The organism is Mycobacterium sp. E3298, from assembly GCF_001666895.1.
Taxonomy (GTDB): Bacteria; Actinomycetota; Actinomycetes; order Mycobacteriales; family Mycobacteriaceae; genus Mycobacterium.
In genome coordinates, this window is the sequence record NZ_LZJB01000307.1 from 1 (window position 1) to 822 (window position 822).

Annotated in this window: 1 protein-coding gene and 2 pseudogenes; 1 reads left to right on the plus strand and 2 read right to left on the minus strand. The window is 67.3% G+C overall.

Going from position 1 to position 822, the window contains the following annotated elements:
- Positions 1-453: 453 nt before the first annotated feature.
- Positions 454-540 (plus strand): annotated as a pseudogene (locus A9X05_RS31075) (PPE domain-containing protein); the annotation flags it as partial.
- On the opposite strand, the pseudogene A9X05_RS32190 reads toward A9X05_RS31075, so the two are convergent.
- Positions 527-601: pseudogene (locus A9X05_RS32190) on the minus strand (hypothetical protein); the annotation flags it as partial. The pseudogenes A9X05_RS31075 and A9X05_RS32190 sit on opposite strands and share 14 nt — an antisense overlap.
- On the minus strand, positions 602-822 hold a 221-nt coding region (locus A9X05_RS31080), incomplete at its 5' end, for a hypothetical protein (RefSeq protein ID WP_231978381.1). It abuts the pseudogene before it with no gap.

Below are 822 nucleotides of genomic sequence, written 5' to 3' on the forward strand. Positions count from 1 at the left end.
TTGATCTCCGGCGGTAACGCCCCGAAGTCAAACACCTACGAACCCCCCGGCTCGAACCATGTGTTTCCCTCGCGAGTGTTTTAGATAGCTGGCTTCAAGCGATGCGCTTGCTTGCGAAGGCTAGAGCGCCGCCCCGTCTTCTCGCTGCCCGTGACTCGACGGTCCGGGTGGGAGGCGCCCCGTTCCCGCAGGTAGGCGTGCACACGGCGAACGCGGGCGGCCGCCGGCCCGGCCGTTGCGCTGTCCGCTGACCCGCTGGAACGGGGCGCCTCCCACCCGGACCGTCGAGTCACGGGCAGCGAGAAGACGGGGCGGCGCTCTAGCCTTCGCAAGCAAGCGCATCGCTTGAAGCCAGCTATCTAAAACACTCGCGAGGGAAACACATGGTTCGAGCCGGGGGGTTCGTAGGTGTTTGACTTCGGGGCGTTACCGCCGGAGATCAATTCCGGTCGGATGTATGCGGGTCCGGGTTCGGGTTCGTTGATGGCGGCGTCGGCGGCGTGGGATGAGATTGCTGCTGAGGTGGCTGCGGCGTCGGGAACCACGCACCACCGGCACCAGCCGTGGTACCACCAGGACCCGACACCAACTGCTGAGCCAACTACTCGGTGCAGTCCACGGCGGCGACCAAGGGCATCACCCAGTTCCAGGCCGCCCCGAAGGTGACCAACGACGCGGGCACCACCACCCAGGCCAGCACGGTGGCCAACGCGGCGGCCAACACTTCCGCCGGCAACGCGGCCAACGTCGCGCAAAAGGCGGCCACCACCGCCACGACGACGACCACCGCGCCAGTCAAGGCAGCAGCGACCGCCGCGACGA